Here is a 24,007-nt window from a genome sequence, read left to right as displayed (position 1 = left end):
GGAACGTCCGCGCGCAATGTTTGAACCTCGGGTCCGGGCCGTTCTCGGCCCAACCAATACCGGCAAGACGCATCTCGCGATCGAGCGCCTGCTGGCGCATTCATCGGGCATCATCGGATTCCCGCTGCGCCTGCTGGCGCGCGAGAACTACGACCGCATGGTCGCGCAGAAGGGCGAAAAGCACGTCGCGCTGATCACGGGTGAGGAGAAGATCGTCCCGCCCGAGGCGAAATGGTTCGCCTGCACGGTCGAGGCGATGCCGCTGGACCGCCCGGTCGAATTCCTCGCGGTGGATGAGATCCAGCTCTGCGCCGACCCCGATCGCGGGCATGTCTTCACCGACCGGCTGCTGCATGCGCGGGGCATGGTCGAGACGATGTTCCTGGGTGCGGAGACCATCGCGCCCCTGCTGCGCCGGCTGGTGCCGCGCGCCGAGATCGAGACGCGCCCGCGCCTGTCCCAGCTGACCTATGCCGGCCCGGCCAAGCTGACCCGCCTGCCCGCGCGCTCGGCCATCGTCGCCTTCAGCGCGCAGGAGGTCTACGCCATCGCCGAGGCTGTGCGCCGTCGTCGCGGCGGCTGCGCCGTGGTGATGGGCCGGCTCTCGCCGCGCACGCGCAATGCGCAGGTCGCGCTGTACCAGAACCGCGAGGTGGATTTCCTGGTCGCGACTGACGCGATCGGCATGGGCCTGAACATGGATGTGGACCATGTCGCCTTTGCCGCCATGTCCAAGTTCGACGGCCAGCAGCCCCGCCCGCTGACCGCGCAGGAAGTCGCGCAGATCGCCGGCCGTGCCGGGCGCGGCATGAAGGACGGATCCTTCGGCACCACCGCCGAATGCCCCGCCATGCCCGATGAGATCGTCGCCGCGGTCGAAACCCACGCATTCGAACCGATCGCCCAGCTCGCCTGGCGCAATTCGGATCTCGATTTCACGTCCATCGACGGGCTGCTCGGCAGCCTTGCCGAAAATCCGCCGCAGGCGGGCCTCGCCAAGGGCCATGACGCGGTCGATCACATCACGCTCGAAGCGCTCTCGCGCGACCAGGATGTGCGTGGCCTGGCCGACACCATGTCGCGCGTGCGGCTGCTGTGGGAAGCCTGCCAGGTGCCGGATTTCCGCAAGCTGGCGGATGACAGCCACACCGCGCTGTGCAGCAAGCTGTTCACGCATCTGGCGCGCGACGGGAAGTTGCCGCGCGACTGGGTGACGGGTTCGCTCGCGGTGCTGGAACGCACCGATGGCGACCTCGACACGCTGATGGCGCGGATCACCGCGATCCGGGTGTGGGCCTACATCGCCGCGCGCAACGACTGGATCGACGACGCACCCGCGCTCCAGGCCGATGCCCGGCGCGCGGAGGACATGGTCTCCGACGCGCTGCACGAGACGCTGACCGCCCGCTTCGTCGACCGCCGCGCCGCGCATCTCATCCGCAAGATGGATGAGGGCGAGGAGGAACTGCTCTCCGCCGTCACCCGCCGTGGCGAGGTGGTCGTCGAAGGCCATCCGGTCGGCACGGTGAAGGGCTTCGCCTTCGAACCCGATTCCGCGACGGTCGAGGAGGATGAACGCCGCGTCGTCCTCCGCGCCGCCCGCCGTGCGCTCGCGGCCGAGATCCCCCGCCGCGTCGCCATGCTGGAATCGGCCAAGGACGACGCCTTCGCGCTGACGCCGTCGCACAAGGTCACCTGGGCCTATTCCCACGCGCCGAACATGCCGGCGGGCCTCGGCGACATTGCCGAGGTGGCGAAGCTCAAGCCCGGCTCGGAACCTTCGAAGCCGCAGGTGGAGGTGCTTCCCTCCGAGTTCCTCGACGGCGCGCAGCGCGAACGCATCCGCGAGCGGCTGGCGACCTGGCTCGAGGCGCTGATCAAGCGCGAGCTCGGCGCTGTCTTCACCGCCGAGGGCAAGGCGTCCGAGGACAACACCCTGCGCGGCCCGGCCTTCCGGCTGCGTGAGGAACTGGGCTTGGCGATGGGCCGGACGGACCCGGAAATCCGGCCGGACCTGCGCCAGAAGCTCAAGACCATCGGCATCCGCGCCGGGCGCTATGCCCTGTTCGTGCCGGAGGCGATGAAGCCCAAGGCGATGGCGCTGCGTGCGCAGCTCTGGTCGCTGCTGCGCGGAATCGAGGCGCCGAAGCTGCCCGGCGGCGGCCTGATCGCCATCCCCGTGCGGGAGGATTGGCCGCGCGGCTTCGCCGAGACGATGGGCTGGTTGCCGGCCGGTCCCGTTCTGCTGCGCCTCGACGTCGCGGAACGCATCGCCGGCGAGATCGGGCACCTGACTCGCCGGGCACCTGCGCTGCTGCCAGGCGACCTCGCGAGCCGCCTGGGTATCAAGGGCGACATGCTCGGCCCGGTGCTGGACGCCATGGGCTTCCGCCTGATGCCGGCCGAATTGCTGGAGGAGACCGCCTTCGGTCCGCCGGCCCCGGCCCGCATCGCGCATGCCCGCCCACCGCGGCAGGAGCACCACCGCGGCCCGCGCCGGGATGGGCAGGAGCGCGGCGCCCGCCCAGATGGTCAGGAGCGCGGCCCACGCCGCGACGACCAGCGTGGCCCGAAGCGGGACGACCAGCGTGGCCCGCGGCGAGACGACCGTCGTGGCCCCCGCCCGGACGCCGCCCAAACGGCTGCCGAAGGTGCGCCCGCCGCCGAGGCCGGCACCGAGGCGCCGCGCCAGGACCAGCGTCCGCCCCGCCAGGACCAGCGCCCCCCGCGGCAGGATCAGCGACCGCCACGCAACGACCAGCGTCAGGGCGGCAAGCCGGCTTATGCCGGCGGCGACCGCGACCGCCCGCGCCGCCCGCGGGAGGAGCGCGTGCAATTACCCTCCATGCCGCGCCCGGACAGCCCCTTCGCCGTCCTGGCCAGCCTGCTGAAAAAGGACTGACGTGGTCGAGGACGGGCGCGAGGCGCAACGCCTCGATGCCTGGCTGTGGTGCGCGCGCCTGCGCAAGACGCGCGCCGATTGTGCCACGCTGATCGAATCCGGCGCGGTGCACATCAACCGCCAGCCGACCGACAAGGCCCATGCGAGGGTGCGTCCGGGGGATGTGCTGACCATCGCCCAAGGTCGTGGCGAGGCCGGCCGCATCGCCATATGGCGCGTGCTGGCGCTGGCCGAACGGCGGGGACCGGCGACGATTGCGCGGGCCTTGTATGAAGACCTGTCCGAGCCGGCCGAACCCGGCCAATAGCCGGCTTCCCCGGTTGTCGCCGATCGGCCCGGTGCCCCGCAGCGGGCCGGGGCGACCGCGCCCGGCCGCCAACCTTCGACGGCGCTCCAAGGCAGGGCGCACGAGCCAGGCGTTCGCGCGGATGCGCCCGGTTATTGCGGTCATCGAAACGCGATGTGCGCCGGGTGGCTTGCTAGCGCGCCATGGCGCAGCCATTTTGTGTGCGCCGCAACCTCAACCGCCGGGGGCTTTCCGCCCGTGACCTACGTCGTCGTCGAGAACTGCATCAAGTGCAAGTACATGGATTGCGTGGAGGTCTGTCCGGTGGACTGCTTCTACGTTGGCGAGAACATGCTGGTCATCCATCCGGATGAATGCATCGACTGTGGTGTCTGCGAGCCGGAATGCCCGGCCGAGGCCATCGTGCCCGACAGCGACGACAAGGCGACGGCCTGGCTTGAACTGAACCGGACCTACTCGACCCAGTGGCCGAACATTACCCGCAAGGGCGAAGCGCCCGACGATGCGGATGAATGGAAGGACAAGCCGGGCAAGAAGGACCTGTTCAGCCCGAATCCGGGATGATCGGGCGGCCGCCATGGGTGGCCGGTTGCCCGTCCCTCTCCGCGGGGTGACGGGGACGGTTTTTTCTGCTATAGTTTCAAATGCATGGCTGTGGTTCGCCACGGTCTCGGCATTTTCGGCCCCGCCCGTTCAGGCATGGGCTCGACCGTGACGCTTTCCGGCGTCGCGGGAGCAGGAGCGACTCCGCGATGAAGGCAACGGCCCGCCCGAAGGCGCCGACCAAGTCCCGAACCACTGCCAAGGCGACACCCGCCGCCAAGCCAAAGACCAAAGCCCCGGCGCCGGCCGTGAAAGCCAAGCCGAAGGCTGCCGCCAAGGCAGTCAAGGTACCGACCAAGACCGCGCCCAAGGCCGCCGCGAAGCCGGCCCCGAAGGCGCAGGCAACCAAGGTGACCCCCGTGACGAAGCCCGCGGCCAAGCCGGTGACGAAGGCCAGCGCCAAGCCACCGGCACCGACCCCTGTTGTGACGCCGCCGCGGCCGCCCTCGGCCAACCCGCCGGCGGCTGTCACAACGCCCGTCGCGCCGATCCCGCCGTCACGCACGCCGATCCCGCCGCCGCCGTCGCGCGCCATCGTCTCCCCGCCGCCGCCGCATCGCCCGCCGCAGCGCCCGTCCGCCGCGCCGGCGATGGTCGCCGCCGCGGCCAAGGCGCCGCCGCGCCAGAAGGAGGACTTCAAGGCCGGCGACCATGTCGTCTACCCGACCCATGGCGTGGGCCAGGTCCAGGGCATCGAGACGGTGGAAGCCGCCGGCTATTCCCTGCAGGTCATCGTGGTGACCTTCGAGGAAAACCGGATGACGCTGCGCGTCCCGGTGAACAAGGCGGCGTCCTCGGGCCTGCGCAAGCTGGCCGCCGGGGCCGCGATGCAGATCGCGCTGGACACGCTGAAGGGCCGCGCGCGCATCAAGCGCACCATGTGGTCCCGCCGCGCCCAGGAATATGAGGCGAAGATCAATTCCGGCGACCCGCTGCAGATCGCCGAGGTGGTGCGCGACCTGCATCGCAACGCCGGCCAGCCAGACCAGTCCTTCTCCGAACGCCAGATCTACGAGCAGGCGCTGGACCGCCTCGCCGCCGAGGTCGCGGCGATCGACGCGACCGACAAGCAAGGGGCGATCAACAAGATCCTCAGCTACCTCAGCAAGGCCGACAAAGGGGCCAAGGGCGATCCCGGCGACAAGTTGGACGACGCCGAGGACTGAAGCGGCGCCCCCACGGGGACCGAGACTGAAAAAGGCCCCGGGGATCGCTCCCCGGGGCCTTTCATTTGGGCCGCCTTGCGGCGCCCAGGATCAGTTGCTCTGGCGCTGGCCCATGAAGGACAGCAGGAGCTGGAACAGGTTCACGAAGTTCAGGTACAGCGCCAGTGCGTCCATCACGCTGCGCTTGCCGGCTTCCTCGGTGCCTTCCGCGTAGGAATAGGCGATGTAGTCCGCCTTGATCCGCTGCGTGTCATAGGCGGTCAGGCCGACGAACACGACCACGCCGATGACGCTGATGGCGAAGGCCATCGCACCCGACTGCAGGAACATGTTGACCAGCGACGCGATGATGATGCCGATCAGGCCCATCATCATGAAGCTGCCCAGCTTCGTCAGGTCCGCCTTCGTCGTGTAGCCGTACAGGCTGATGCCAGCGAACATCGCCGAGGTCACGAAGAAGGTCGTGGCGATCGACTGCCCCGTGTAGCGCAGGAAGATGTTCGACATGCTGGCGCCCATCGCCGCGGCGAAGGCCCAGAACAGGATCTGCACCGTGCTCTTGGACATCTTGTTGATGCCGAAGGACAGCACCAGCACGAAGGCGAGCGGCGAGAGCATCGCGGCCCAGCCGAGCAGCGTCGGGTTGACGACGCGCATGCCGTTGGCAGCGAAGCCGACCGACCAGAACATGTTCATCAACGCCGGGGTCGAGGCGACCACATAGGCGACGATGCCCGTCAGCAGCAGCCCCGAGGCCATCCAATTGTAGACCCGGAGCATGTAGGACCGCAGGCCGGCATCGACGGCGGCGGCGTCGGCGGTCGCGGTGCGACCCCAGCCAGGCGCACCCGTCGTGTATCGAGTGTCGGGACCTAAGGCCATGGTGTGGAAAACTCCTCCGAAGGGGATAATTCCCCGCTGACACAGAATATGGACACTTTTTCATCCTGATCAACGGGAGACCGAGGCGCCCGCGGATCGGTGACGGTCAGTGCCGCAGCAAATATGGGATGCGCGCCGCCTGGCTGCATCCCCCTTGGGCTTGCCGTCCTGATCAGGATCGCATGCCGGAATGGCCGGCGGGTGAACGCCGGCCATCCATGCCGGGGCCACACCGCGCGGGTGCGGCCCCTGACCAGGCTCAGCGCTCGGCCGGCTCGACCGACAGGGCGACCGCCTCGGAGATCGCGACATTCACGCGCTGACCCGGCTGGATCGTGCGGATGAAAGCCTGCATCTCCGGGGTGCGGACCGGCAGGGTCCGGCGCACGCCGCGCGAGGAGGTGAAGGTCACCGTGTTCGCCGTGGTGTCGACCGAGTTGATCGTCACGGTGTCGCGCACCGTCGTCACGACCGCAGCGCCAGGGCGGCCGCCGGGGGCGGCGCGGGCGGCGCCGACATCGACTTCGGCCGGCAGGTTCGTGCCGCGCGGCGTCAGCTGGACGGCCACCGCTTCCTCGAAGCGCAGGCGCACGCGGTTGCCGGGGCGGATCTGCGCGAAGTTCTGCACCTCGGGGCCGGCGACGACGGTGACCGTCTCGTTGCTCGGCGTGCGGATGGCGATCTGCCGGGTGCGCGCGTTGACGCTGCGGACGACGCCCACGGCCTCCTTCGCGGTGGACACGACGGTCGGCGCCGGCGGCTCGACCGGCTGCGGCGGCGTGCTGGCGCAGGCGCCGAGCCCGAGCAGCGGAAGGGCAATGATCGCCGCCAGTTTCAGGCGCGAGCGGGGGGTTTGCGACATGGCAGATCCTCGATGGAATTCTGGAGCCGGTTGAATTCGGCCGCGCGGACCTTACAGGAAGCGCCATGCATGCGGTAGGCACGGCAGCGGGCCGATTTCGGAATTCTACGCGGGATTCCAGCCGGTTCGGAGGGGTCCTGTCGCGGCCCGCCTGCCTATTCGTTACGCAGAAGTGGCGCAGGCCGTGCCCGCAAGGCCAGCGCCGTGCCGGCATAGCCGAACGCCAAGGTCAGCGCCGTGCAGGCCAGCACCACCGCCGCCAGCGTCCCGGGCAGGAAGATCCAGTCGCCCCCCATGACGAAGCGCACCACGCCCCAGGCCGCGGCCGTGCCGATGCCGGCGGCGATCACCCCGGCGGTCGCGCCCAGCAGCCCGAATTCCACCAGGAAGGCGCGGCGGATCTGCGCGCGCGTCGCGCCCACGGTCTTGAGCACCACCGCATCGCGCACCCGGCGGCGCTGCCCGGCCGCCACCGCCCCCGCCAACACCAGCGCCCCGGCCGCCAGCGTCAGCGACGCCGTGGCCGACAGCGCCGTGCCGATGCGCGCCAGCAGGGCCGCCACCTGTTCCAGCGCATCGCGCACCCGGATGCCGGAGACGTTCGGAAAAGCCTCGCTGATCGCGCGCAGCACCGCGCCTTCCCGTGCCGCATCGGACCGCAGCGTGGCGATGTGGGTGTGCGGCGCGGCCTCAAGCAGGCCAGGCGAGGCGACCAGCACGAAGTTCAGCCCCAGCCCGCGCCAGGCGATGTCGCGCAGATTGGCGATGCGCAGGGGAATGTCGCGGCCGAGCACGCTGACCGTGATGGTGTCGCCGATCCCGACCCCCCAGCCGCGCGCGAGGTTGGCGTCGAAGGAGACCAGCGGCTCGCCACGGTAGTCGGCCGGCCACCAGGCGCCCTGGACGATGCGCGTACCCTCGGGTGGCGTGGCGGCGTAGGTCAGGCCACGGTCGCCGCGCAGCGCCCAGGCGGATTCCGGCGTGGCGCGGACCTGTTCGACGGGCACCCCATTCACCGCGACGATCCGCGCGCGCATGGATGGCACCCGGCGGACGTCGCTGACGCTGGGCTGCGCCGCCGCCACGCGGTCGAAGTCGCGCGCCTGATCGGACTGGATGTCGATGAAATAGAAGTTCGGCGCCGCCGCCGGCAGTTGGTCGGCGATCTGGCGGCGGATATTGCCCTCGATCAGCGCGACGGCGGCGAGCGTGGTCAGTCCGATGCCCAGCGAGACGAGGATGAGCGGCGTCGGTGCGCCCGGCCGGTGCAGATTGGCCAGGCCGAGCCGCAGCGAAGGCCGCCGCACCGCGCGGAAGCGTCGGGCGATGGCCATCAGCCCCAGGGCACCGATGCGAAAGACGATCAGTGTCGCCACCGCGCCGGCGACGAAATAGGCGGCGAAGGCGCGGTTTTCCGCCGTGCCGATGATCAGCACCGCAAGCGCGAGGCCCGCCAGTGCCGTCGCCGCCACCAATGCGAGGCGCGGGCGTACCCCGGCAGGTTGCAGCGTGTCGCGGAACAGCGCCGCACCAGGGATTTCCATCGCCCGGCCGAGCGGCCACATGGCGAAGGCGAAGGCCGTCAGCAGCCCGTACAGCGCGGCAAGTCCGAGCACGGCGGGGTAGAAGCCGAGCCGCGGCGGCACCGGCAGCGCATCGGCCAGCGCCGTCGCCGCAGCCATGGTCAGCCCGAATCCGACCGCCAACCCGATGGCGATGCCGACGCCGGCCAAGGCCAGCACCTGCATCAGGTAAGTCGTGAAGATCACCCCCGGCGACGCGCCGAGGCAGCGCAGCGTGGCGATGGTCCGCGCCCGCTGGTCCAGCCAGGACCGCACGCCCGTCGCCACGCCGATGCCGCCGACCAGCAGCGCCGTCAGGCTCGCCAGAGTCAGGAAGAAGGCGGCGCGGTCCACGAAGCGGTTGACCGAGGGCGCGGCGGCGTCCGCGGTGCGGATGCGCCAGCCATTCTGCGGGAAGGCGGCGCCGAAGTTTGCCACGAAGGCATTGCGATCGGCGCCCTCGGGCAGCGCCACGCGGTATTCGAAGGTGACCAGGCTGCCCGGCTGGACCAGGGCCGTCGCTTCGAGATCGGCCATGGCGATCATGGCCCGTGGACCGAAGATGGCGGGGCTGGCCACCTTGTCCGGTTCGGCCGAGACGGTGCCGCGCAGGATGAAGCGCGCATCGCCGATGCGGATCTCGGCACCCGGCGCGAGGCCGAGGCGGTCGATGACGACGGGCTCCACCACCACCTCCCTCGGCGCGAGGCGGCCGGGCGGGTCGAGCACCAATGTACCGAACAGCGGATAAGCGTCGTCGACCGCCTTGAGTTCGACCAGCGTGCGATCACCGCTGGGCGCTACGGCCATGGCGCGCATGGCGGTGACGCGCGACAGCCGCGCGCTGTGCGCGGCGAGCCAGTCGACCGCCGGCTGCGGCAGCGGGCCCTGCTGGGAGGCAACCTCGACCTCGCCACCCAGGATGCGCGCGCCATCGGCGGTGATGCCGGCCTCGACCCCCGCGCGCAGCGTGCCGACGGCGGTAATGGCGGCGACGCCAAGGGCAAGACAGGCCAGCACGATGCGCAGGCCCTTCACGCCGCCGCGCAGATCACGGCGGGCGAAGCGCAGCGCGAGGCCAAAGGTCTTCATGGCGTGGCGACCAGGCGCGGGAGTTGAACGGGTGCCGCAGGTCGCCGCGGTTGCGCGACAACGCGGCAGCGAAGCGGAGGGGGCTTTGCCCCCTCCGGACCTCCCCCACCAAAGGCCGGTGTGCCTTTGGAATGCCGGGTTGTGGTGCTGGGTACGGCGGGGCAGCTGGGAACCGGCACTGTGCGGTGGGCACCACCATTGGGGAATGGGATCGTGCGCGGCTCGTCCTTCATCGTGGCGAACCGCCCGATTTGCCCAACACCGGGCATCGGTTTCCAAAGGCCCACCGGCCTTTGGCGGGGTGAGGTCCCGGGAAGGGCAAGGCCCCATAGGCGCGAAGATCGGAGGGGCCCTGCCCCTCCAAGCCACCCCGCCAGGAGCCAACGGAATCCTGGACCGCGGGATTTTGGCGCTTTGCGCAGAGGACTGTGCCCAGCCCGATCGGTGCCATGCATGGCACCATCGCCCTCGTGCCGAACAACGATGTTCAGCGCCAAATCGAGGTGTCCAGAGGCCCTTAGGCCTTTGGTGGGGTGAGGTCCGGAGAGGGGCAAAGCCCCTCTCCGAGGCGCCGCCGTGCCCGAACTTCGCGCCACTGGGGCGGCGTCCCTCTCCGCACCCCAGCCCGCCATCACCGCGCCCCGTCCGCCACGATCCGCCCATCCTCGATCCGCACCTGCCGCTCGCAGCGTTCGGCGAGCAGCGGGTCGTGGGTGATCAGCAGCAGCGTCGTGCCGAAGGCCTCCCGCAGCCCGAACAGCAGATCCATCACCTGCGCGCCGGTGGCGCGGTCGAGATTGCCGGTCGGCTCATCCGCCAGCAGCAGCTTCGGTTCGGCGACGAAGGCGCGCGCCAGGGCAACGCGCTGCTGTTCCCCGCCCGAAAGCTGGCCAGGGTAATGCGTCAGGCGATGGCCCAGCCCGACGCTCCGGAGCGCCGCCTCCGCGCGGTCGAAGGCATCGGTGCGGCCGTCGAATTCCAGCGGCACGGCGACGTTCTCGATCGCCGTCATAGTGGGGATCAGGTGGAAGGCCTGGAAGACGATGCCGACGGTTTCGCGCCGGAAGACGGCCAGCGCGTCCTCATCCATGCGCGTCAGGTCGTGGCCGGCGACCGACAGCGTTCCGCCGGTCGGGCGGTCAAGCCCCGCCAGCAGCATCAGCAGCGAGGTCTTGCCCGACCCCGATGGCCCGACGATGCCCACGGCTTCCCCGGTGCCGACCGCGAGGTCGATGCCGTGCAGGATATTGATCTCGCCGGACTGGGCCCTCACCTTGAAATGCAGGTCGGCGGCGAGGATCAGCGACGCACCGGCCTGGCGCCCCTCGGTGGTCGGGGTGGTCTTTGGAAGGGCATCCATGTCGTTCAGAATTCCGCGGCTTCCCAACCGATATGGGCGCCGCGCCGTCATTGGCAAACTTTCAGCCTGTTTCGGAGTGTTGCCGCTGCTCGCTGCCATCCCGGCACAGGCGGCCGAACTGCGGCTGCTGATGCTCGGCGATTCCATCACCGCTGCCTATGGGCTGGCGCGTGGGCAGGGGCTGCCGGCGCAGTTGCAGGCTGCGCTGCGCGCCAAGGGCCACCAGGTGACGGTGATCGATGCCGGCGTGTCGGGCGACACCACGGCGGGGGGGCGGGCGCGGCTCGACTGGGCACTGGCGGAACGGCCCAATGCGGTGATCGTCGCGCTCGGCGGCAATGACGGGCTGCGCGGGATCGAACCGCGCGCCACCGAGGCCAACCTGGCCGCCATCCTCGATGCGCTGAAGGCGCGGGGGCTGCCGGTGATGCTGGCGGGGATGCTCGCACCGCCCAATCTCGGCGCTGATTACGGGCGGGAATTCGCAGGCAGTTTCACGCGATTGTCGGGGGCGCGGCCGGAGGTGGTGTTCTATCCCTTCCTGCTGGATGGGGTGGCCGGCAACCCGGCGTTGAACCAGCCCGACCGCATCCATCCGAATGAGGCTGGCGTGGCGGAACTGGTCCGTCGCATGATTCCGTCAGTCGAGTCGCTGCTGGGGCGGGTGCCCGCGGGCTGACCCGTTTCCGGCCTGAATGGGGGCCGAGAGATGCTGCGCCTGTTCGTTGCCCTGGGCCTTCCAGCCGAGTGCCGTGCCGACCTTTCCGCCCTGGCGGGCGGCATTCCCGGGGCGAAATGGGTTCCGCCCGACAACTACCACCTGACGTTGCGCTTCATCGGCGAGATCGAGAACTGGCGCGCGCAAGAAGTGGACGACGCGCTTTCCGTCATCCGCGGCACCGCCTTTGACCTGTCCCTGCGCGGCGTCGGAACCTTCGAGAAGGCGGGGCGGATCCATGCGCTGTGGGTCGGCGCGGAACGCAACGACGCGCTGACGCATCTGCAGAACAAGGTGGAGACCGCGTTGCAGCGCATCGGCCTACCGCCCGAGCGCAAACGCTTTTCCCCGCATGTGACGATCGCGCGGACGGACCGGGCGCCGCCGGAGAAGGTCATCGCCTATGTTCAGGCGCATAACCTGTTCCGCGCGGCACCGCTGCAGGTGGAATACTTCACGCTGTTCTCCTCCCGCCTGGGCAAGGAGGCATCGGTCTATACGCCGGAGGTCGAGTACGACCTGATGGCGCGCAAGGCGGCCTGACGCCCGATCCGAGACGCGCATCACGCGGCACCGGACTGAGTCTTGCTTGACCTCGGGCGCCGGTTTGGCTTGCACGCCAGGAACCGTTGCATTGGCGGCCACGGTCGGTCAGGTCGCGGGCGCGCTGTGCGCTCGCGGCCCGATGCCCCGCATCGAGCAGAAGGGGGACGGCCGGCGTCGTGCTTGCCGCCCGCATCGGTCCGCGTTACGGCTTCGCGCGTGACCGCCGTGTTCCGCCCCGTCGCGCGCCTGATTGCCTTGATCCTGTTTCTGCAGGTCGTGCTGGCGCCAGCGCATTGCCTGGCGATGGTCACAGCACCCGCGGGGCTCGAGACGGTGATCTGCTCGCCCGACGGGATGCGCACGCTGCATGTTGGCCCGGATGGGTCGGCAGTGCCGGCACCTGAGGCGACCGACGGCTTCTGCCCGGCCTGCCATGCGCTGCCGGAAGCCGTCCTGCCTGCCGCGCCGATCGTCGCCAGCCCGGCATGGACCGCCATCACGTCTGGCTGGCAAATCACGCCGTCGCATGGGCTGAAGCAGGCGGCCCGCGCACCGCCCTTCGCACCCAGGGCCCCACCCGCCTTCGTCTGACGACCCCCGCCCGCCGCGTGCCCGCGCGCGCGGTTTTCTCCGCTCGTCCGACGAAGGTCTTTCCCATGCCCAGGATTCCTGCCGCCGCGGCACTGTGCGCCGCCCTGTCCGCAACGCCTGCTTTCGCCCATGTCACGCTCGACCCGGCCCAGGCCGCGCCGCTCGCCTATGTGCGTGCCACACTGCGCGTACCGCATGGCTGCGGCGATGCCGCCACCACGCGCATCACCGTCACCCTGCCGGAGGGCGTGACGGCCACGCACCCCATGCCCAAGCCGGGCTGGACGCTGGTGTTGACGCCGCGGCCGGGCGCCGCAGCGCCCGCCGGCCACGGCGCGGTACCGGATCTCGCCACCGTCACCTGGGAAGGCGGCCGGCTTCCCAACGAACATTATGACGAGTTCGTGCTGCGCATCCGCATGCCCGACAGCGCCGGGGAGACCATCTGGTTCCCGGTGCGCCAGGACTGCGAAGGCGGTCGCGTCACCGACTGGTCGCAGGTGCCGGCGGCCGGGACGCGGCTGTCGGACTACCCGACGCCGGCCGCCGCCATCCGTCTGGCGCCGCGCTGACCATGCGCAGCATCCTGCTGGCGGGCCTCGTGCTCGCCGCCCCGCCGCTGGCCCGCGCCTGCGATACCGAGGCTCTGAACGCCGAGCTGACCGCGGTCTGCACGGCGGCCCTGCGACCCGCGACAGCCTGGGCGGCTGCGCTGCGCGCCCAGGCGACGGCGGTGGAGGGAGCGGCACTGGACCGCGCCATCGCCGCCGCTACGGCCGCTTGCGAGACCGGTGACCCGGCCGCCGGCGCGGCGGAGACGGTGCGTATCGCGCGCCTCGCCGGTCGCATCGAAGCCCGCACTGGGCAGGCCGAGCCGATTTGGCCCGATCGCCTGGCCAGCCGCTGACACGTCGACAAAAGGAGAACCGCCATGACCCCCATCACCCGCCGCACGCTGCTGATCGCCGCCGGCGCCATCGCCGCGCTGCCCGCCGCGGCGCATGACTACACCGCCGGCGACGTCGCCATCGGCCATCCCTGGACGCGCGCCGCCGGTGCCAACGGCAATGGCGCGGCCTTCATGCAACTGCGCAACACCGGCGGCCAGCCCGACCGGCTGCTCTCGGCGTCCAGCCCGATCGCGCGCACGGTCGAACTGCACACCATGACGCGCGACGGCGACGTGATGCGGATGCGTCCCGTGCAGGACATCCCGGTGCTGCCGGGCCAGACCGTGGCGCTGCAGCCCGGCGCCTTCCACATCATGATGGTCGGCCTGACCGCCCCGCTGGCCCAAGGCAGCCGCGTACCGCTGACGCTGCGCTTCGAACGCGCGGGAGAGGTGCAGGTGGAGTTGGCCGTCGAGGCCGCGGGTGCGCGCGGCAGCGGCACGCATACCCACTGATCCCGGGACATCGCCATGGCCGGCGCCGGCGGGTGCTGCCGCCGGCGTCGGCTGAAGCCGCGATGCGCGCCGTCAGTCGAAGGGCTGGGCCGACACGTCCACCTGTGCGTCCGACCGCCACAGGGAAAAGGCGAAGCCCACCACCAGGGATCCGTTCCAGCGGCTGCGATACAGCGGGCTGTCGGCATTGGTGGCGCCGGAAAAATTCTCGACCCGGCCGCCGGCGACGACAGACAGCCGCTCGGTGATCGGCAAGCGATAGGACAGGGTCAGCCGCGCGCCGACATAGCCGGCCCGTGCGTCATAGGTCGGTCGTCCGGGCGTCGCGTATTCCGGCGCCACGCCGTAGAAATAGTCGGTGTAGCGGTCCGTCCCGAACAGCACGCCCGCCGCGACGCGCAGCCGCGCATATTGCGAGAAGACGTGCAGCCGTTCGTAGGCGATGTCGGGCGCGAAGGTGAAGCCGCGGAAGGAGATCGAGGACCAGTCGGTCGAGAACACCGCGCGCACCGGCGTATCAACCACGAGCCGCGCCGGCGATGCCTCGTTCTCCCCGCGCCAGACGGTGAAGCGCAGATTGGGCCCGATCTCGCCCAGCCAGTCGAGATCCGGCATGCCCTGCCGCGCCGTCACATCGGAGGACGCGGCGTGGAAGCCGCCGGAGGCGCTGACCGACAGCTCGATATCGTCGGCGAGGCTCGCCCGCGCGCGCATCCCGCCATCATCGGCACGGAAGATGTCGCCGCGATAGATCATGTAGGGCACCACCAGGCCGCGCCATTGGTTCTGGCTGGACGCCGGATAGGCCGGCACGGTGCCGCCACCACCCGCGATGCCGACCTCGAAGACCGGCAGCTGCTGCGCGCGGGCGGGCAGCGCAGCGGCGGCGTAGATCAGGAATGGCGCGATGCGACGGATCATGGGCGTTCCGCCAGGATGAGCACATTCGGCAGCGGCGTGCCAGCCCAGCAGGGCGTGATGGCGATGCGGTAGCCGGCGGCTTCGAGAGGGGCGGTCAAATCATGCGGCAGCAGCGGCGCCACTGCGCGGTATCCCGCGCGATCGGCGCCGAACCAACGGCGCAGATGCTCGGCAGCGAGGCCAACGGCGCTGCGCCAGCCGCGTTCGGGGTCGGGCGTGCGGATGATGATGCGCGCTGGTGCCACGGCGAGGATACGCGCGAGCAGAGCATGTTGTGCGTCGGGCGGCATCTGCGACAGCACGTCGATCAGCAGGACGGTGTCGCAGGGCGGTATTTCGGCGGTGGCGAGATCGGCGACGGCGAAGCGAGCCAGCAGCCCATCCGCCGCCACGGCCGCACGCGCGATCTTGCCGGTATCCAGGTCGAGGCCGGTGACGCTGCGCGCGCGGCCGGCCAGCACGAGGGCCAGCGCGATCAGGCCGCGGCCACAGCCGAGATCCAGCACGTCGCCCAACGGCGGCTGCGCGAGCAATGCCGGTAGCACCGGATCCCTGCGCAGCTTGCCACGTGCGAAGCCCTGCGCGGCGCGACCGACGTGCCGGGCGGCGACCGCCCCGGCAAGGTCCCGCGCGCGGGGCGTCACAGATCCTTCAGCACCGCCCACAGGTCGTTCTTGTGCTCGAAGCCGATGCCGGGTGCATCCGGCATGCGGATGCGGCCATCGACCACCGGCGTATCGTTGGCGAAGCCGCCGAAGGGTGCGAAGACCTCCGGGTAGGATTCGTTGCCGCCGAGGCCGAGCCCCACCGCGATGTTCAGCGCGAACTGATGCCCGCCATGCGGCACGCAGCGCCGCGGCGACCAGCCATGAAGTTGCAGCATCTCCAGGGTGCGGAGGTACTCGACCAGGCCGTAGGACAGTGCGGGATCGAATTGCAGGATGTCGCGATCCGGTCGCAGCCCGCCATGGCGGATCAGGTTGCGCGCATCGAGCATGGAGAACAGGTTCTCCCCCGTCGCCAGCGGCGGCCCATAGTGTTCGGCAAGCGTCGCATGCGTCGCGTAGTCCAGCGGGTCGAGCGGCTCCTCATACCAGCGCAGCTTGAAGCGCTCGAGCGCCGCGCCATAGGCCAGCGCGGCATGTAGGCCGAAGCGGCCATTCACATCGACCGCCAGGCGCGACCCGTCGCCGTCCAGCAGCTTCAGCACGGCCTCGATACGGGCGACATCCTCGCGCAGCGCGTCCTTGATGGGCGTGCCGGGGGCGCCGCCGATCTTCATCTTCACCGTGGTGTAGCCGAGGCCGAGATAGCGCTTCATCTCCTCGACCAGCGCATCGACGCCCTTGCCGGGATAGTAGTAGCCGCCGGCAGCATAGACCCAGGCGCTCTCATCGGCCTCGCCGCCGCGGAAGCGATCGGCGAGCAGCCGCCACAGCGGCTTGCCTTCCAGCTTCGCCGCCGCATCCCACAGCGCCATGTCGAGCACTCCGACCGCGACGGAGCGGTCGCCATGGCCGCCGGGCTTCTCGTTCTTCATCATCGCGGCCCAGGCGCCGGCGACGTTCAGGCTGCCGTCGGCGGCGGTCAGCTCCGCTTCCGTGCAAGCCTCGAGGCGCGGCACGAAGCGTTCCACCAGAAGCCCCGGCTGCGCGTAGCGGCCGTTGGAATTGAAGCCGTAGCCAGTGGCGCGCGTTCCGGCGCCGTCCTCCACGGTGATGGCGACGACGCTCGCCGTCATCTTCGAGAAATCGATATAGGCGTTGGCGATGGCGCTGCTGATGGGCACCACGCCCTGGCGAATGGAGGCGATGCGCATGGGCGGCTTCCTCGGCTGATGGCGGCGCGAAGTCCTACAGGCGCGGCGGCCATGGCGCAAACCGGGCACGGTAGCACGAAGCGCTTGTGCATGCTGCGCTGCGGCATCTAGCCTTGCCCCATGGCCGCCCCCTTGCCTGTCTGCATCACCGCCGGAGCGACCGGCCCCTGGCGCGTTACCGCGATCCGCCCGGTCAGCGGCGATCCATTGGCGCCCGCGGCTCGGCTGGCAGTCGAGGATGGCCCGGCAACGGCTCCAGCCGGTGCCTGGCGGCTGCGCGGCGTCACCAGCAATCTGCGCTATACGGCGGAGGCCGAGCGGGCGATGCTCGCCAGCGTGCAGCAGGGCCTTGGGCGACCGCGGGCGACACGCGCGGCGCTGATCCCGATCCGCAAATCGGACGCCTGGTGGGACCTCGCCCAGGATGCCCGCCGTGCGGTGCTGGAGGACCAGTCCCACCACATCGCCATCGGCCTGGAATACCTGCCGGCAGTGGCGCGGCGACTGGTCCATTGCCGCGACCTCGGCGAGCCCTTCGACTTCCTGACCTGGTTCGAATTCACGCCGGAAGACGAGGCTGGCTTCGACGCATTGGTCACCCGCCTGCGCGCGACCGCCGAATGGCGCTACGTCACGCGCGAGGTGGAGATCCGCCTCACGCGCGACTGAGGCGGTTCAGACCGCCTTGGCCGCCTTCAGCGCCGCGATCTCGTCGGCGCTGAAGCCGAATTCGGCCAGCACAGCGTCGGTGTGCTCGCCGCGTTCCGGCGTCGGGTTCTTGGCGCAATCCACGCCTTCGATTTGCATCGGCGCGCGCACCACCGCCAGCGCGCCGAGGCGCGGATGCTGCACCGTCATCTCGATGCCGAGATGCTTCACCTGCTCATCGGCGAAGACCTGGTCCATGGCGTAGACCGGGCCGCAGGGCACGCCTTCCTTGTTGAACTTCGCGACCCAGTTGGCGGAGGTATCGGTCAGCGTCACCGTCTCCAGCAGCGCATTTACCTTGGTGCGGTTCTGGCTGCGCAGCTTGTCGGTGGCGATGTCGGGGTCCTTCGCCGCCTCCTCGATGCCCAGCACCTTCACGATGCGGTCCCACATGACCTGGCCGCCGCCGGCGATGTTCATCACGCCATCGGATGTGCGGAACAGCCCGGTCGGGATGGTGGTGGGGTGGTCGTTGCCGGCCTGCTTCGGGACCTCATGCTTCATGGTCCAGCGCGTCGCCTGGAAATCCATCATCGCGATCATGGCTTCGAGCAGGGAGACATGCACCCAGCGACCCTTGCCGGTCACTTCGCGTTCCAGCAGCGCGACCATGATGCCGAGCGCGCAATACAGCCCCGCCGTCAGGTCCGCGACCGGTATGCCAGCGCGCACCGGCCCCTGACCCGGCAGGCCGGTGACCGACATGAGCCCACCCATCCCCTGCGCGATCTGGTCGAAGCCCGGCCGCCTGGCATAGGGGCCGTCCTGCCCGAAGCCGGAGATCGACCCCAGCACGATGCGCGGATTGATCGCTGCCAGCGCGTCGTAGTCGACACCCAGGCGCGTCTTCACATCCGGCCGGTAGTTCTCGACCACCACATCGGCGCGGGCCACCATGCGGCGGAAGGCGGCCAGGCCCTCTGGCGCCTTCAGGTTCAGTGTCATGCCGCGCTTGTTGCGATGGACATGCTGGAAATCCGGCCCGTCCCGCTCGCCGCCCAGGCCCTTGCCGGTGTCGACCTCGTCGGTCGCCTCGATCTTGATGACATTCGCACCCCAGTCGGCGAGCTGGCGCACGCAGGTCGGCCCCGAACGCACGCGGGTCAGGTCGAGCACGGTGAATCGGGACAGCGGCATCATGGGCGTGGCTCCTTCGGGTTGCGCGCGTGTTCGCACCGCCCGGGCGGATCGGCAAGACAGCGACTTGACGGCCCGGCCCGGCACGCTACGCCTTGGTCCGAACACCGATCGGGACGGAGCACCATGAGCGACGATATTCTGCACGAGGTCCGTGAGGGCGGCATCGCCTGGACCACCTTCAACCGCCCGCAGGCGCGCAACGCCATGCTGTTCCCGATGTACCAGCGGATCCAGGAACTGGCCGAGCAGATCAGCAACGACCCGTCGATCCGCGTCTGGGTGCTGACCGGCGCCGGTGGCAAGGCCTTCGCCTCGGGCACCGACATCTCCCAGTTCCGCGAATTCAAGACCGCCGAGGACGCGCTGGGCTACGAGGCGCGAATCGACAAGGTCCTGGGCGCGCTCGAGAACTGCAACACGCCGATCATCGCGGCGATCGCCGGGGCCTGCACCGGAGGCGGGCTCGGCATCGCCGGGTGCTGCGACATCCGCATCTGCGATACCGGCGCGCGCTTCGGCCTGCCGATCGCGAAGACGCTCGGCAACATTCTCAACATGAACAACTTCGCGCGGTTCTACGCGCTGGTCGGCCCGGCGGCGATCGCCGAGATGATCATGACCTCGCGGCTGTTCTCCTCGGCCGAGGCCAAGCATCTCGGCCTGGTGTCGGAAGTGCTGGACACGCCGGATGCGGTCGCGGCGCGGGCGATGGAACTCGCCACCACCATGTCCACCCTGGCACCGCTGACGCTGAAGGCGACCAAGATGGCGCTGCGCCGGCTGCGCCATGCGACCGGCGAGGTCGAGGGCGACGACCTGGTGACCATGTGCTTCACCTCCGCCGATTTCCAGGAAGGCGTTGACGCTTTCCTCAACAAGCGCGCGCCCAACTTCAAGGGCAAGTAAGGGCGGCACCTGCCGACCGGAGGAAACGAAGTATGACGATCCGCATCACCCGCCGCGCCCTGGGCGCGGCGGCGCTGGCGCCGCTGCTCCCCGCGCCCGCGCTCGCACAGGCCTATCCGTCCCGCACCATCACCATGCTGGTGGGCTTCGCCCCCGGCGGCGGGACCGACATCATCGCCCGCTTCCTCGCCCCCGCGCTGCAGGAGGAATTCGGCCAGGCCGTCGCCGTCGAGAACCGGCCGGGTGCTTCGGGCACGCTGGCGGTGCTGGCGATGTCGCGCGCGCGGCCCGATGGCTACACGATGCTGATGACGACGATCAGCGCGTCCGCCGTGGTGCCGCCGCTGATGACGCCGCCGCCCTTCGACATCCACCGCGACCAGACGGCCGTGGTGCACGCCGCGACCGTGCCCCTCGTCGCCGTGGTGCCGGCCAATTCGACGGCCCGCACGCTGCCCGAACTGCTGGCGCGCGCGAAGGAGAATCCCGGCGTCCTGAACTACTCCTCCTCCGGCGTCGCGACGCAGCAGCATCTGGCGGCGGAACTGCTTGCCTCCCAGGCCGGGGTCCGCATGACGCATGTGCCCTTCCGCGGTACCGGCCAGGCGGTGAACGAGATCCTCGCGGGGCGCATCGACCTCGCGATCGACACCTTCCCGACCTACCTGCCGCATATCCGCTCGGGTGCGGTCCGCGCGCTAGCGGTGACGATGCCGCAGCGCGTGGAATGGCTGCCCGACGTGCCGACCGTGGCCGAACTCGGCTTCCCCGGCTTCGACGCCGTGGTCTGGTACATGCTGGTGGCGCCGCCTGGCATCCCGCAGCCGATCGCCGATCGCTGGGTGGCCGCGGTGAACAAGGCCTATGGCAATGAGACGCTGCGCAAGCGCATCAGCGATGCCGGCTTCGTCATCGGTGGCGGCACGCAGCAGGACGCGGCGCGCATGCTGACCGGCGACGCCGATCGCTATGCAGCCCTGGTACGCGGCGCGAACATCCGGCTGGACTGAAGCGCCGGGCGCGGGGCTTCGGCACCGCGCCCGCCGCATCCCGCCTTTCCCGGCCCGGGTAGCCTGCTACGCTCGCCGCGACAACCGGGAGCCCTGCCATGCTTGACCGACGCGCCCTGCTCGTCGCTGCGCTGACCACACCCGCCGTGGCGCGGGCGCAGGGTGGCTATCCATCGCGCGCCATCCGCGTCGTCGTCCCCTTCGCCGCCGGCGGCATCATCGACGTGGTGGCGCGCATCGTCGCCGAGCCGCTGTCTCGGCGGCTGGGCCAGCCCATCGTCATCGAGAACACCCCCGGCGCGGGCAGCACCATCGGCGCGCGCAACGCCGCCCGCGCCGCGCCGGATGGCTACACGCTGCTGCTGAACGGTGCGGCGCAGGGCGTCATCCCCGCGTTATTCCCCGATGCCGGCGTCGATCCCGTGGCGGATTTCGCGCCGGTCGCGCTGCTTGGCGAACAGCCCTTCATCCTGGCGGTGAATCCCGCCGTGCCGGCGAACGACGTGCCATCCCTGCTGGCCTGGCTGCGCGGCAAGCGCGGGGACGCGACCTTCGCCACCACCGGCATCGGCGCGGCATCGCATCTGGCGGGGGAACTGCTGAAGTCGCTCGCGGGCGTGGACTTCACCATCGTGCAGTATCGCGGCACGCCGGCGGCGGTGACGGATTTCGTCGCCGGCCGCGTGGAGTTCATGATCGACAGCCAGACGTTGATCGCGCCGCTGATGCAGGATGGTCGCGCCCGCGGCCTGGCGGTGACGACGGCCCAACGATCCCGCATGGTGCCGGACCTGCCGACACTGCAGGAAGCCGGCGTGGCGGGATATGAAACATCCTCGTGGCAGGCGCTGTATGCGCCGGCATCGACACCACCCGCCATCGTTCGAATGCTGAGCGAAGCGACGCTTGCCGTGCTGGCCGATCCGGCCGTGCAGCAGCGCTACGTCGAGCGCGGCGTCGAACCGCGCGCCGGCGATGCGACCGTCCTGCGCAACTTCCTGAAAGCGGAGATGGATCGCTGGCTTCCGATCCTGCGTGCAACCGGGGCGCGTGCGGGCTGACGCCGATTGGATTTGCATTCGGATGAGGGAACGCGCATATCCCCTCCGTCACCTCGTCCGGTCCGTCCGCGGACCTGCTCTCCGTGCCTTACCTATGGTTGAGCCTCAGCGATGGCTGGCCCGTCGCGCCCCTACAGCGCGCCGGCTTTTCCGTCGCGCATGTCGTGCGGCGGCAACGCTCAACCCGGAGACATCGGCATGAGCATCGGTACCGTCAAGTGGTTCAACGCGACCAAGGGCTACGGCTTCATCCAGCCGGAAGATGGCAGCAAGGACGTGTTCGTCCACATCTCCGACGTGCAGCGCTCGGGCCTGAACGGCCTGAATGAAGGCGACAAGGTCGAGTTCGAGCTGCAGCGCGGGCAGCAGGGCAAGATCTCGGCGGGCAACCTCCGCCTCGCTTGAGACTTCCAAGGGGCGGCCTCCGGGCCGCCCTTTCCATCTTGGGTCGTCGCGCGCGTGCATGGTCACAGGCGCGGCAACCCAGACCTTTGCTTGATCGAGCATCCTGACGCGCCTGACTGATCTCGGTCAGCTGCGATGTGCTCTAGACACGCGGAGAATCGCCGTGGCGCGAAAGCCCAATTACGGCCAACAGCGTGCCGACGTGAACCGGTCCAAGCAGGCCAAGAAGGAAGCCAAGCAGCGCGAGCGCGAAGAAGCGGTCGCCAAGCGCAAGGCTTCCGGAGAGCCCGACGAGCCCGAGACCACCGAGGCCGAGGAACCCGCGCGCGACTGACGCGCGGAGGAGAGACAGACATGGCCGCCAAACCAGGCAGCAAAGCCAATTTCGTGCTGTTCGACGTGTTCTACGAAGACGGCAGCCGGCGTTCAAATCGCAAGGTTCCCGCGGAGATCCTGGGCGGACTGGACGGCGACGAGCCGGCCCGCAAGGTCATCGAGGAACAGGACAACGAGATCGCGAAGGCGTCCGGCCGGGCCGCGCTGGCAATCTCGCAACTCGTCCGCGTCGGCGGCAAGCGCAAGTAACTGGCCCGGGGGAGGGCGATCCTCCCCCTCGGCGCGATTCAGACCTCCGGGGCCTGCGCCCCTTCGGTCATCACGCTCTACTCCGCCGCGCGGGCCTGGTTCACCACCAACGGCACGATCCCCGGCAGGACCGAACCCGTCCACAATTGCCCAAGCAGCGCCTTCGCCTGGGCGGGGCCCACGGCATCCGATGTCAGTTCCAGGAACTTGTCGGACAGGTCCTGGTCGCTCAGCGGCGCATCGGGATCGCCCTTGCGCGTGTGCTGATGGCGATTCAGCACGCGGCCATCCTTCAGGGTGATCGTCACCTTGGCTGACCGCTTCGACGGGAAGGCCGCGGCGCATTCCGGGTCGAGCGACACCGTCACCTTGGCCATCAGTGCGCGGATCGAAGGATCGACCAGCCGATCCGGCGTGAAGGCCACCAGCCGCACGCCGCCATGCAGCAGCATGGTCGCCACGGTGAACTGCGTGGAGAAGCGGCAATCCTGCTCGGTCTGCGCCGCCGGGCGATCACAGACGTCCTTGGTGGCCTTGTAGCCGCCGACAGCGATCGACACGACATCCTCCGGCTTGAAGCCGGCTTCCAGATGCAGGTCGCGCACCGCGTCGAGTGCCGCGAAGATGTGCCCGCAACAGCCATGGTTCTTGAAGGTCATGTCGGTGATGGCGAAGGGCTTGCCGATATTGGCGAGCGACTTTTCCCACTTGCCGGTGTCCTCGCTGGTCGCGGCCGCGAAGCCCGCCGACCCATGCAGCACATCCAGAGCGCCGGTCATGCCTTTTGCCGCGGCCATCGCGGCCAGCGCGCCGGCTTCGGCCGCATGGCCCGGATGCAGCGGCTTCGACATGCCCTCCCCGCGGAAGGCCTGCTGCAGGCCGGAAGCCATGGTCGCGGCGGTCGCGATGGCATGCGCGATGCGCGTCGCATCGCTGTCCAACAGCACCGCCACCGCCGCCGCAGCACCGAAGGTGCCGACCGTGCCGGTGGTGTGCCAGAAATCGTAGTGCGAGGGCTGCACCGCGAGGCCGATGCGGCAGGACACCTCATACCCCGCGGCGAGTGCGCGCAGCAGCGTGTCCATGTCCGTCCCGCGTGACTGCGCGGCAGCGAGGGCCGCCGCGATGGTCGGGCAGCCCGGGTGATAGACGGCGTAGCGATAGATGTCGTCGAACTCGACCGTATGCGACGCCGTACCGTTGATCAGCGCGGCATGGCGCACAGGCACGCGCCGGCCAGTGACGTAGCAGACGGCACCGCCGCCGCCGCGCGTCTCGTCCTCCAGCGCCGCCGACATCAGCGTGGCCGGTTCGCGCCAGGCACCGGCCAGCAAGGCGGCGAACCAATCCACCAGCGCGCGGCGCGCGTGATGCGCGACCTCGGCATCAAGCGGCCGCGACTTCCAGGTGGCAGCGTGGTCGGCAAGGATCAGGAGCGGATTCGTCATGGTCGTGC

26 protein-coding genes are annotated in these 24,007 nt (G+C 69.9%); 17 read left to right on the top strand and 9 right to left on the bottom strand.

All coding sequences use genetic code 11. The annotated features are described in order from the left end of the window. The first annotated feature begins 16 nt into the window (after positions 1-16). The 4 genes from AAFN86_RS22615 to AAFN86_RS22600 all read left to right on the top strand — a co-directional run bounded on the left by AAFN86_RS22615 (position 17) and on the right by AAFN86_RS22600 (position 4,978). Positions 17-2,902, top strand: coding sequence for a helicase-related protein (locus AAFN86_RS22615; RefSeq protein WP_347545825.1), 2,886 nt, complete (start codon positions 17-19; stop codon positions 2,900-2,902). A 1-nt stretch (position 2,903) separates the two neighbouring features. Next, on the top strand, positions 2,904-3,209 hold the full coding sequence (locus AAFN86_RS22610) for an RNA-binding S4 domain-containing protein (RefSeq protein WP_347545824.1): 306 nt from the start codon (positions 2,904-2,906) through the stop codon (positions 3,207-3,209). A 237-nt stretch (positions 3,210-3,446) separates the two neighbouring features. Further along, positions 3,447-3,773 carry a ferredoxin FdxA gene (gene fdxA, locus AAFN86_RS22605; RefSeq protein ID WP_347545823.1) on the top strand — a complete coding sequence of 109 codons (327 nt, stop codon included), beginning with the start codon at positions 3,447-3,449 and terminating at the stop codon, positions 3,771-3,773. Between the two features lie 398 nt (positions 3,774-4,171). Next, a complete protein-coding gene (locus tag AAFN86_RS22600) occupies positions 4,172-4,978 on the top strand; it encodes a CarD family transcriptional regulator (protein WP_347545822.1) in 807 nt (268 codons plus the stop codon). Between the two features lie 90 nt (positions 4,979-5,068). Here the strand turns inward: AAFN86_RS22600 and AAFN86_RS22595 are convergent, their stop codons facing one another. The 4 genes from AAFN86_RS22595 to AAFN86_RS22580 form a co-directional block, all read right to left on the bottom strand. Beyond that, positions 5,069-5,860: a Bax inhibitor-1/YccA family protein gene (locus tag AAFN86_RS22595; RefSeq protein WP_347545821.1), complete on the bottom strand. Its 792-nt coding sequence runs from the start codon at positions 5,858-5,860 to the stop codon at positions 5,069-5,071. Between the two features lie 259 nt (positions 5,861-6,119). Further along, the gene (locus AAFN86_RS22590; protein WP_347545820.1) at positions 6,120-6,722 is read right to left on the bottom strand and encodes a hypothetical protein; all 603 of its coding nucleotides are present in this window, start codon (positions 6,720-6,722) and stop codon (positions 6,120-6,122) included. A 155-nt stretch (positions 6,723-6,877) separates the two neighbouring features. Continuing rightward, complete coding sequence (locus AAFN86_RS22585) at positions 6,878-9,376, bottom strand: FtsX-like permease family protein (RefSeq protein ID WP_347545819.1); 2,499 nt, start codon at positions 9,374-9,376, stop codon at positions 6,878-6,880. Between the two features lie 631 nt (positions 9,377-10,007). Then, positions 10,008-10,736 (bottom strand): ABC transporter ATP-binding protein, encoded by a 729-nt coding sequence (locus AAFN86_RS22580; RefSeq protein WP_347545818.1) that lies wholly within the window; start codon positions 10,734-10,736, stop codon positions 10,008-10,010. A gap of 76 nt (positions 10,737-10,812) precedes the next feature. Between AAFN86_RS22580 and AAFN86_RS22575 the strand changes: the two genes are divergently transcribed. From AAFN86_RS22575 to AAFN86_RS22550, 6 genes are all read left to right on the top strand, one after another. Further along, positions 10,813-11,415: an arylesterase gene (locus AAFN86_RS22575; RefSeq protein WP_347545817.1), complete on the top strand. Its 603-nt coding sequence runs from the start codon at positions 10,813-10,815 to the stop codon at positions 11,413-11,415. Positions 11,416-11,445: 30 nt separating this feature from the next. Next, complete coding sequence (gene thpR / locus AAFN86_RS22570; RefSeq protein WP_347545816.1) at positions 11,446-11,997, top strand: RNA 2',3'-cyclic phosphodiesterase; 552 nt, start codon at positions 11,446-11,448, stop codon at positions 11,995-11,997. Positions 11,998-12,216: 219 nt separating this feature from the next. Beyond that, positions 12,217-12,591, top strand: a complete 375-nt coding sequence (locus AAFN86_RS22565; protein ID WP_347545815.1) for a DUF2946 family protein — start codon at positions 12,217-12,219, stop codon at positions 12,589-12,591. Positions 12,592-12,656: 65 nt separating this feature from the next. Beyond that, positions 12,657-13,163, top strand: coding sequence for a YcnI family protein (locus AAFN86_RS22560; RefSeq protein ID WP_347545814.1), 507 nt, complete (start codon positions 12,657-12,659; stop codon positions 13,161-13,163). Positions 13,164-13,165: 2 nt separating this feature from the next. Further along, a complete protein-coding gene (locus AAFN86_RS22555) occupies positions 13,166-13,498 on the top strand; it encodes a hypothetical protein (RefSeq protein ID WP_347545813.1) in 333 nt (110 codons plus the stop codon). A 24-nt stretch (positions 13,499-13,522) separates the two neighbouring features. Continuing rightward, the gene (locus tag AAFN86_RS22550; protein ID WP_347545812.1) at positions 13,523-13,996 is read left to right on the top strand and encodes a copper chaperone PCu(A)C; all 474 of its coding nucleotides are present in this window, start codon (positions 13,523-13,525) and stop codon (positions 13,994-13,996) included. A gap of 72 nt (positions 13,997-14,068) precedes the next feature. Here the strand turns inward: AAFN86_RS22550 and AAFN86_RS22545 are convergent, their stop codons facing one another. Genes AAFN86_RS22545 through AAFN86_RS22535 form a run of 3 tightly spaced genes read right to left on the bottom strand, consistent with a single transcriptional unit; the run spans position 14,069 to position 16,736 of the window. Then, complete coding sequence (locus AAFN86_RS22545) at positions 14,069-14,917, bottom strand: MipA/OmpV family protein (RefSeq protein ID WP_347545811.1); 849 nt, start codon at positions 14,915-14,917, stop codon at positions 14,069-14,071. Continuing rightward, positions 14,914-15,561 carry a class I SAM-dependent methyltransferase gene (locus AAFN86_RS22540; RefSeq protein ID WP_347545810.1) on the bottom strand — a complete coding sequence of 216 codons (648 nt, stop codon included), beginning with the start codon at positions 15,559-15,561 and terminating at the stop codon, positions 14,914-14,916. The genes AAFN86_RS22545 and AAFN86_RS22540 overlap by 4 nt, the downstream gene beginning before the upstream one ends. Beyond that, entirely contained in the window at positions 15,558-16,736 is a 1,179-nt protein-coding gene (locus AAFN86_RS22535) for an enolase C-terminal domain-like protein (RefSeq protein WP_347545809.1), read from the bottom strand. The genes AAFN86_RS22540 and AAFN86_RS22535 overlap by 4 nt, the downstream gene beginning before the upstream one ends. Positions 16,737-16,856: 120 nt before the next feature. On the opposite strand from AAFN86_RS22535, the gene AAFN86_RS22530 reads away from it, so the two are divergent. Further along, positions 16,857-17,405, top strand: a complete 549-nt coding sequence (locus AAFN86_RS22530) for a chlorite dismutase family protein (RefSeq protein ID WP_347545808.1) — start codon at positions 16,857-16,859, stop codon at positions 17,403-17,405. A 6-nt stretch (positions 17,406-17,411) separates the two neighbouring features. Here the strand turns inward: AAFN86_RS22530 and AAFN86_RS22525 are convergent, their stop codons facing one another. Then, positions 17,412-18,584: a CaiB/BaiF CoA-transferase family protein gene (locus tag AAFN86_RS22525; RefSeq protein WP_347545807.1), complete on the bottom strand. Its 1,173-nt coding sequence runs from the start codon at positions 18,582-18,584 to the stop codon at positions 17,412-17,414. A 123-nt stretch (positions 18,585-18,707) separates the two neighbouring features. Between AAFN86_RS22525 and AAFN86_RS22520 the strand changes: the two genes are divergently transcribed. The 6 genes from AAFN86_RS22520 to AAFN86_RS22495 all read left to right on the top strand — a co-directional run bounded on the left by AAFN86_RS22520 (position 18,708) and on the right by AAFN86_RS22495 (position 22,551). Next, positions 18,708-19,490, top strand: a complete 783-nt coding sequence (locus AAFN86_RS22520; RefSeq protein WP_347545806.1) for an enoyl-CoA hydratase/isomerase family protein — start codon at positions 18,708-18,710, stop codon at positions 19,488-19,490. A 32-nt stretch (positions 19,491-19,522) separates the two neighbouring features. Continuing rightward, positions 19,523-20,500, top strand: coding sequence for a tripartite tricarboxylate transporter substrate binding protein (locus tag AAFN86_RS22515; protein ID WP_347545805.1), 978 nt, complete (start codon positions 19,523-19,525; stop codon positions 20,498-20,500). Between the two features lie 98 nt (positions 20,501-20,598). Continuing rightward, positions 20,599-21,561, top strand: coding sequence for a tripartite tricarboxylate transporter substrate binding protein (locus AAFN86_RS22510; RefSeq protein WP_347545804.1), 963 nt, complete (start codon positions 20,599-20,601; stop codon positions 21,559-21,561). A gap of 198 nt (positions 21,562-21,759) precedes the next feature. Further along, positions 21,760-21,966, top strand: a complete 207-nt coding sequence (locus AAFN86_RS22505; RefSeq protein ID WP_168043352.1) for a cold-shock protein — start codon at positions 21,760-21,762, stop codon at positions 21,964-21,966. Between the two features lie 163 nt (positions 21,967-22,129). Further along, complete coding sequence (locus AAFN86_RS22500) at positions 22,130-22,300, top strand: hypothetical protein (protein ID WP_347545803.1); 171 nt, start codon at positions 22,130-22,132, stop codon at positions 22,298-22,300. A gap of 20 nt (positions 22,301-22,320) precedes the next feature. Beyond that, positions 22,321-22,551, top strand: a complete 231-nt coding sequence (locus AAFN86_RS22495; protein WP_347545802.1) for a hypothetical protein — start codon at positions 22,321-22,323, stop codon at positions 22,549-22,551. Positions 22,552-22,628: 77 nt separating this feature from the next. Here the strand turns inward: AAFN86_RS22495 and AAFN86_RS22490 are convergent, their stop codons facing one another. Next, positions 22,629-23,999, bottom strand: a complete 1,371-nt coding sequence (locus tag AAFN86_RS22490) for an MmgE/PrpD family protein (RefSeq protein ID WP_347545801.1) — start codon at positions 23,997-23,999, stop codon at positions 22,629-22,631. Positions 24,000-24,007 lie beyond the last annotated feature (8 nt).

The sequence above is a fragment of the Roseomonas sp. CAU 1739 genome, assembly GCF_039839775.1.
GTDB lineage: Bacteria > Pseudomonadota > Alphaproteobacteria > Acetobacterales > Acetobacteraceae > Neoroseomonas.
Note: the sequence above shows the minus strand (reverse complement) of the source record. Positions and strands in the feature narration are given on the sequence as shown.

Bases quoted from the DNA above. Each gene is read 5' to 3' on its own strand.
- AAFN86_RS22615 (WP_347545825.1), top strand. From the start codon at position 17: ATGTTTGAACCTCGGGTCCGGGCCGTTCTCGGCCCAACCAATACCGGC.
- AAFN86_RS22525 (WP_347545807.1), bottom strand. From the start codon at position 18,584: ATGATGCCGCTGTCCCGATTCACCGTGCTCGACCTGACCCGCGTGCGT.
- AAFN86_RS22580 (WP_347545818.1), bottom strand. From the start codon at position 10,736: ATGGATGCCCTTCCAAAGACCACCCCGACCACCGAGGGGCGCCAGGCC.
- AAFN86_RS22510 (WP_347545804.1), top strand. From the start codon at position 20,599: ATGCTTGACCGACGCGCCCTGCTCGTCGCTGCGCTGACCACACCCGCC.
- AAFN86_RS22515 (WP_347545805.1), top strand. From the start codon at position 19,523: ATGACGATCCGCATCACCCGCCGCGCCCTGGGCGCGGCGGCGCTGGCG.
- AAFN86_RS22545 (WP_347545811.1), bottom strand. From the start codon at position 14,917: ATGATCCGTCGCATCGCGCCATTCCTGATCTACGCCGCCGCTGCGCTG.
- AAFN86_RS22550 (WP_347545812.1), top strand. From the start codon at position 13,523: ATGACCCCCATCACCCGCCGCACGCTGCTGATCGCCGCCGGCGCCATC.
- AAFN86_RS22585 (WP_347545819.1), bottom strand. From the start codon at position 9,376: ATGAAGACCTTTGGCCTCGCGCTGCGCTTCGCCCGCCGTGATCTGCGC.
- AAFN86_RS22535 (WP_347545809.1), bottom strand. From the start codon at position 16,736: ATGCGCATCGCCTCCATTCGCCAGGGCGTGGTGCCCATCAGCAGCGCC.
- thpR (WP_347545816.1), top strand. From the start codon at position 11,446: ATGCTGCGCCTGTTCGTTGCCCTGGGCCTTCCAGCCGAGTGCCGTGCC.
- AAFN86_RS22590 (WP_347545820.1), bottom strand. From the start codon at position 6,722: ATGTCGCAAACCCCCCGCTCGCGCCTGAAACTGGCGGCGATCATTGCC.
- AAFN86_RS22520 (WP_347545806.1), top strand. From the start codon at position 18,708: ATGAGCGACGATATTCTGCACGAGGTCCGTGAGGGCGGCATCGCCTGG.
- AAFN86_RS22490 (WP_347545801.1), bottom strand. From the start codon at position 23,999: ATGACGAATCCGCTCCTGATCCTTGCCGACCACGCTGCCACCTGGAAG.
- AAFN86_RS22505 (WP_168043352.1), top strand. From the start codon at position 21,760: ATGAGCATCGGTACCGTCAAGTGGTTCAACGCGACCAAGGGCTACGGC.
- AAFN86_RS22560 (WP_347545814.1), top strand. From the start codon at position 12,657: ATGCCCAGGATTCCTGCCGCCGCGGCACTGTGCGCCGCCCTGTCCGCA.
- AAFN86_RS22595 (WP_347545821.1), bottom strand. From the start codon at position 5,860: ATGGCCTTAGGTCCCGACACTCGATACACGACGGGTGCGCCTGGCTGG.
- AAFN86_RS22555 (WP_347545813.1), top strand. From the start codon at position 13,166: ATGCGCAGCATCCTGCTGGCGGGCCTCGTGCTCGCCGCCCCGCCGCTG.
- AAFN86_RS22495 (WP_347545802.1), top strand. From the start codon at position 22,321: ATGGCCGCCAAACCAGGCAGCAAAGCCAATTTCGTGCTGTTCGACGTG.
- AAFN86_RS22530 (WP_347545808.1), top strand. From the start codon at position 16,857: ATGGCCGCCCCCTTGCCTGTCTGCATCACCGCCGGAGCGACCGGCCCC.